The sequence below is a fragment of the Bacillus sp. XT-4 genome, assembly GCF_050864245.1.
In the GTDB taxonomy this organism is placed as follows: domain Bacteria; phylum Bacillota; class Bacilli; order Bacillales; family Bacillaceae; genus Bacillus; species Bacillus altitudinis.
Genome location: NZ_JBPAFI010000010.1, coordinates 66068 through 72314, shown reverse-complemented (window position 1 = coordinate 72314; position 6247 = coordinate 66068). Strand labels below are relative to the sequence as shown.

Sequence of the window (6247 nt, the reverse complement as noted above, 5' to 3'; positions counted from 1 at the left end):
TCCCCCTGTGAGAGTAGGACGCCGCCAAGCTTTTCAAAGGATCAGTTCCAGTCGGAACTGGTCTTTTTTGTGTTTTTGGGACGTTTGGCACCAGATAAATGTGGAAATAATATTGTTAGTTGAGCGATTATCTTGAAAAATCGATCGAAAAAATTTATAGTAAGATTAAAGTCAAATATAGTCAAAGTCAATGGAGGAGGAGGCGGAGTGGCACAAAATATTTCTGATATCATCGAGCAGTATTTGAAGGAAGTCTTGGATCAGAATGGTCGAGAAATATTAGAAATTAAACGCAATGAAATTGCAGATAAGTTTCAATGCGTACCTTCACAAATTAACTATGTTATCAATACACGCTTTACGAGCGAAAGAGGTTATATCGTCGAAAGTAAGCGTGGCGGCGGTGGCTATATCCGTATCATTAAAGTCAAAATGAATGATGAAGTCGATTTATTGAACAACATTATTTCCCAAATATATCATCGTTTATCACAGGCTGCATCTGATCATATCATCATGCGTCTTGTTGAGAACAACATTTTATCTGAAAGAGAAGCAAAGATGATGATTAGTGTCATGGACCGTTCTGTTTTACACATTGATTTACCTGAACGAGATGAACTGCGGGCTCGGATGATGAAAGCGATGTTAAATGCTTTGAAATTAAAGTAAAGCGGGTGAAAAGATTGATTTGTCAAGAATGCAATGAGAGACCAGCCACTTTTCACTTTACGAAAGTAATAAATGGAGAAAAACAAGAAATGCACATATGTGAACAATGTGCAAAAGAAAACAGTGATTCATATGCTATGAGTGGAAACCAAGGTTTCTCGATTCACAACTTATTATCAGGCTTATTGAATATTGATCCTAGCTTTACCACAAGTGCGAATAAAGGATCATCTATTTTTCAAGAGGCAAGAGAAGTGGATCAATGTCCTAAGTGTGGCTTAACTTTTCAGCAATTCAGGAAAACAGGCCGTTTTGGCTGTGCAGAATGTTATCGAACCTTTGATCAGTATTTAAATCCTGTTTTAAGGAAAGTCCATAGTGGAAATACAGTCCATAATGGAAAAGTCCCTAAACGGATTGCCGGCAGTCTGCATGTTCGCCGGAAACTTGAGTTAATGCAGCAAGAACTAAAGCAGCTAATTGAACAGGAAGAGTTTGAAAAAGCAGCGGAAGTTCGAGATCAAATTCGTGCATTAGAGCATGAGCAATCTCAGCAGAGGGAGGGAGATTAACGACATGTCGCTCCAGCATTTTATTCAAGACGCATTAAGTCAATGGATGAAACAGAAAGGACCAGAAAGTGACATTGTTCTAAGCAGTCGTATTCGGTTGGCACGCAACCTAGAGCATGTTCGTTTCCCAACTCAGTTTTCTCAAGAGGAGGCTGAAGCTGTTCTTCAGCAATTCGAGCAAAAGTTTGTGAGCCAGGAAGTGAAGGACATTGGAAACTTTGTTCTGATTCGAATGAATGAAACGCAGCCTTTGGCTAAAAGGGTACTTGTTGAAAAGCATTTGATTAGCCCCAATTTAGCAGAATCAAGATTTGGCGGCTGTTTGCTTTCAGAAAATGAAGAAATCAGTGTCATGCTGAATGAGGAAGACCATATTCGTATTCAATGCTTGTTCCCAGGATTTCAGCTGGCCAATGCACTAAAAGCAGCTAACCAAATAGATGACTGGATTGAAGAGCAAGTGGATTATGCGTTTTCTGAAAAGCGAGGATACTTAACGAGCTGTCCAACCAATGTAGGTACAGGTATTAGGGCTTCAGTCATGATGCACTTACCAGCATTAGCCCTGACAAGACAAATGAATCGCATTATTCCTGCAATTAATCAATTAGGTCTTGTGGTCAGAGGAATTTATGGTGAGGGTAGCGAAGCAATAGGAAACATCTTTCAAATTTCAAATCAAATGACACTGGGTCAATCAGAAGAAGATATTGTAGATGACTTGAATAGTGTGACGGCGCAGCTCATTGAACAAGAGCGATCTGCACGTAAGGCATTATATCAGACGTCTAAAATTGAACTTGAAGACAGAGTGTACCGTTCCTTGGGGATTTTGGCTAATTGCCGCATGATTGAATCTAAGGAAACGGCTAAGTGTTTGTCAGATGTGCGACTTGGAATTGATTTAGGTATCATTAAGGGGCTTTCAAGTAATATACTGAATGAACTCATGATTTTGACACAGCCTGGCTTCCTTCAGCAATATTCAGGAGGAGCCTTGGAACCAAATGAAAGAGATATAAAACGAGCAGCAATTATCAGAGAAAGGCTGCGCTTAGAAATGCATAGGAATGGACAGGAGGATGAAACGATATGATGTTTGGAAGATTCACTGAAAGAGCTCAAAAGGTATTAGCACTTGCACAAGAAGAAGCCATTCGCCTAGGCCATAAGAACATCGGAACAGAGCATATTTTACTTGGTCTTGTACGTGAAGGTGAGGGTATCGCCGCAAAAGCATTAGAAGCACTGGGCCTTGTTTCAGATAAAATCCAAAAAGAAGTCGAGAGCTTGATTGGAAGAGGGCAAGAGGTGTCTCAAGCTATTCCTCATTACACACCTAGAGCGAAGAAGGTTACGGAGCTTTCTATGGATGAAGCGAGAAAGCTTGGTCATTCCTATGTAGGGACAGAACATATTCTTTTAGGTCTTATTCGTGAGGGAGAGGGTGTAGCTGCCCGTGTCTTAAATAACCTCGGAGTGAGCTTAAATAAAGCACGCCAGCAAGTATTGCAGCTTCTAGGCAGCAATGAAACGGGTGCATCTGCGGCAGGATCTAATAGCAATGCCAATACACCAACTTTAGATAGCTTGGCAAGAGACTTAACGGCTATTGCGAAAGAGGACAGCTTGGACCCTGTGATTGGCCGCAGCAAAGAAATTCAGCGTGTCATTGAGGTCCTAAGTAGAAGAACAAAGAATAACCCTGTCTTGATTGGGGAGCCTGGTGTTGGTAAAACAGCGATCGCAGAAGGCCTCGCACAGCAAATTATTCACAACGAAGTGCCTGAAATTCTGCGTGATAAACGAGTCATGACACTTGATATGGGAACCGTTGTAGCGGGAACGAAATATCGTGGTGAATTCGAGGATCGTTTGAAAAAAGTCATGGACGAAATCCGTCAGGCTGGAAATATCATTCTCTTCATTGATGAGCTTCATACACTGATTGGTGCAGGAGGAGCAGAGGGTGCGATTGATGCCTCTAATATTCTAAAACCATCTTTAGCACGTGGTGAGCTTCAATGTATCGGGGCAACAACGTTAGATGAGTACCGTAAATATATTGAAAAAGATGCTGCACTTGAACGTCGATTCCAGCCAATTCAAGTGGACCAGCCATCTGTTGATGAAAGTATTCAAATCTTAAGAGGGCTTAGAGACCGTTATGAAGCACATCACCGTGTGTCTATTACAGATGAAGCCATTGAGGCGGCGGTAAAGCTTTCTGATCGTTATATCTCTGATCGTTTCCTTCCAGATAAGGCGATTGACTTAATTGATGAGGCGGGTTCAAAAGTTCGTTTACGTTCTTTCACAACACCGCCTAATCTAAAGGAACTTGAGCAAAAGCTGGATGAAGTACGCAAGGAAAAGGATGCAGCTGTTCAAAGTCAGGAATTTGAAAAAGCCGCTTCTCTTCGTGATACGGAGCAACGTTTGCGTGAAAAGGTAGAAGTGACGAAGAAATCTTGGAAAGAAAAGCAGGGGCAAGAGAATTCAGAGGTTTCTGTTGATGATATCGCAATGGTTGTTTCTAGCTGGACGGGAGTACCTGTTTCAAAAATTGCTCAAACAGAAACAGATAAGCTTCTAAACATGGAACAATTGCTCCACTCTCGCGTCATTGGACAGGATGAAGCAGTTGTTGCTGTTGCAAAAGCTGTAAGACGTGCCCGTGCAGGATTAAAAGATCCGAAACGTCCGATAGGCTCCTTTATTTTCTTAGGGCCAACAGGTGTTGGTAAGACTGAGCTTGCAAGAGCACTCGCTGAGTCTATCTTCGGTGATGAAGAAGCGATGATTCGTATTGATATGTCTGAGTACATGGAAAAACACTCGACTTCAAGGCTTGTTGGATCACCTCCAGGCTATGTGGGCTATGATGAGGGCGGCCAGCTGACTGAAAAAGTGAGAAGAAAGCCGTATTCTGTCGTGCTTCTAGATGAGATTGAAAAGGCGCACCCTGATGTGTTTAACATCTTACTTCAGGTGTTAGAAGATGGTCGTCTCACTGATTCTAAAGGTCGTACTGTTGACTTTAGAAATACGATTTTGATTATGACTTCAAACGTTGGAGCTAGTGAGCTGAAGCGCAATAAATATGTTGGCTTTAACGTGCAGGATGAAAGTCAAAATTACAAAGATATGAAAGGTAAAGTAATGGGTGAGCTGAAACGTGCGTTTAGACCGGAGTTCATCAACCGTATTGATGAAATCATTGTCTTCCACTCACTCGAAAAGAAACATCTAAAAGAGATTGTGTCTCTCATGTCTGATCAATTGACAAAACGACTAAAAGAGCAGGACCTTTCAATTGAATTGACGGAAGCAGCAAAAGCCAAGATTGCCGACGAAGGCGTAGATCTTGAGTATGGTGCTCGTCCGTTAAGAAGAGCGATTCAAAAGCACGTCGAGGATCGACTTTCTGAGGAATTGCTGAAAGGCAATATTGAAAAGGGCCAACATATCGTATTAGATGTAGAAGATGGAGAAATTGTCGTAAAAGCAACGGCTGCTACGAACTAATATAGTAAGAAAAAAGTGTGAGGCATACCAGTAAGTTGGATGCCTCCCTTTACTTATTTTCTGACCAGTATAAGGAGTTGTATTCTTCAATCTATGGCTAAGTCAAAATCAAAATTTATATGCCAATCGTGCGGTTATGAGTCAGCCAAATGGATGGGGAAATGTCCCGGCTGCGGCACTTGGAACAGTATGACAGAAGAGGTCGTTCGTAAAGAGCCGGCAAATCGTCGAAGTGCGTTTAATCATTCTGTTCAAACCATTCAAAAACCTTCACCTATATCTGCAATTGAAACATCCGAAGAACCCCGAATTAAAACGAATTTAGAAGAATTTAACCGAGTATTAGGAAGTGGAATTGTCAAAGGTTCACTCGTTCTTATTGGCGGTGATCCTGGGATTGGGAAGTCCACACTATTATTACAAGTTTCAGCACAGCTATCAGATCAAAATCAGAATGTGTTATACATATCTGGTGAGGAATCAATCAAACAAACGAAGCTTAGGGCGGACCGTCTCGGTATTGAAAGTGCCTCTTTACATGTTTTGGCTGAAACCGATATGGAGTATATAACGTCTGCTATACAAGAGATGAAACCCGCTTTTGTTGTGGTCGATTCAATTCAAACCGTTTATCAAAGCGATATCACGTCAGCTCCTGGATCTGTTTCTCAGGTGAGGGAATGCACTGCCCAGCTGATGAAAATTGCCAAGACGAATGGTATTCCTATTTTTATCGTTGGTCACGTGACGAAGGAAGGCTCGATTGCTGGGCCGCGCCTTTTAGAGCATATGGTGGATACAGTTCTTTATTTTGAAGGGGAGCGCCATCATACGTTTCGTATTTTACGGGCAGTGAAAAACCGTTTTGGTTCAACGAATGAATTAGGAATTTTTGAAATGAGAGAGGAAGGGCTCACAGAGGTATTAAACCCATCAGAAATCTTCTTAGAAGAGCGGTCAGCAGGTGTATCTGGATCGTGTGTTGTTGCCTCAATGGAAGGAACAAGACCTGTTCTAGTGGAGATACAAGCACTTATTTCACCGACGAGTTTTGGGAATCCACGAAGAATGGCTACTGGCCTTGATCATAACCGAGTGTCATTGCTTATGGCCGTTTTAGAAAAACGGGTAGGGCTGCTACTGCAAAACCAAGATGCCTATTTAAAGGTCGCGGGTGGTGTGAAACTTGATGAACCAGCGATTGACTTGGCTATTGCCGTTAGTATTGCATCAAGCTTTAAAGATGCAGCGCCGCATCAAGCAGATTGCTTTATAGGAGAAGTGGGTCTGACGGGAGAAGTCAGAAGAGTATCAAGAATTGAACAGCGTGTGCAGGAAGCTGCTAAACTAGGATTTAAGCGAATGTTTATTCCTCAGGCGAATATAGATGGATGGAAAAAACCGAGAGGGATTGAGTTAGTCGGTGTAGAAAATGTAGCAGAGGCACTTCGTATTTCACTAGGGGGATCATAGAA

Annotated in this window: 5 protein-coding genes; all 5 read left to right on the top strand. The window is 42.0% G+C overall.

The window, feature by feature from the left end; all coding sequences use genetic code 11:
• The first annotated feature begins 207 nt into the window (after nucleotides 1-207).
• Nucleotides 208-672, top strand: a complete 465-nt coding sequence (locus ACRRMM_RS18295) for a CtsR family transcriptional regulator (protein ID WP_003217184.1) — start codon at nucleotides 208-210, stop codon at nucleotides 670-672.
• A 14-nt stretch (nucleotides 673-686) separates the two neighbouring features.
• A complete protein-coding gene (locus ACRRMM_RS18290) occupies nucleotides 687-1244 on the top strand; it encodes a UvrB/UvrC motif-containing protein (RefSeq protein WP_007496258.1) in 558 nt (185 codons plus the stop codon).
• A gap of 4 nt (nucleotides 1245-1248) precedes the next feature.
• On the top strand, nucleotides 1249-2340 hold the full coding sequence (locus ACRRMM_RS18285) for a protein arginine kinase (protein WP_017366451.1): 1092 nt from the start codon (nucleotides 1249-1251) through the stop codon (nucleotides 2338-2340).
• Nucleotides 2337-4772 (top strand): ATP-dependent protease ATP-binding subunit ClpC, encoded by a 2436-nt coding sequence (gene clpC, locus ACRRMM_RS18280; RefSeq protein WP_007496263.1) that lies wholly within the window; start codon nucleotides 2337-2339, stop codon nucleotides 4770-4772. Before ACRRMM_RS18285 ends, clpC begins: the two co-directional genes overlap by 4 nt.
• A gap of 93 nt (nucleotides 4773-4865) precedes the next feature.
• A complete protein-coding gene (gene radA, locus ACRRMM_RS18275) occupies nucleotides 4866-6245 on the top strand; it encodes a DNA repair protein RadA (RefSeq protein WP_017359160.1) in 1380 nt (459 codons plus the stop codon).
• Nucleotides 6246-6247: the final 2 nt, after the last annotated feature.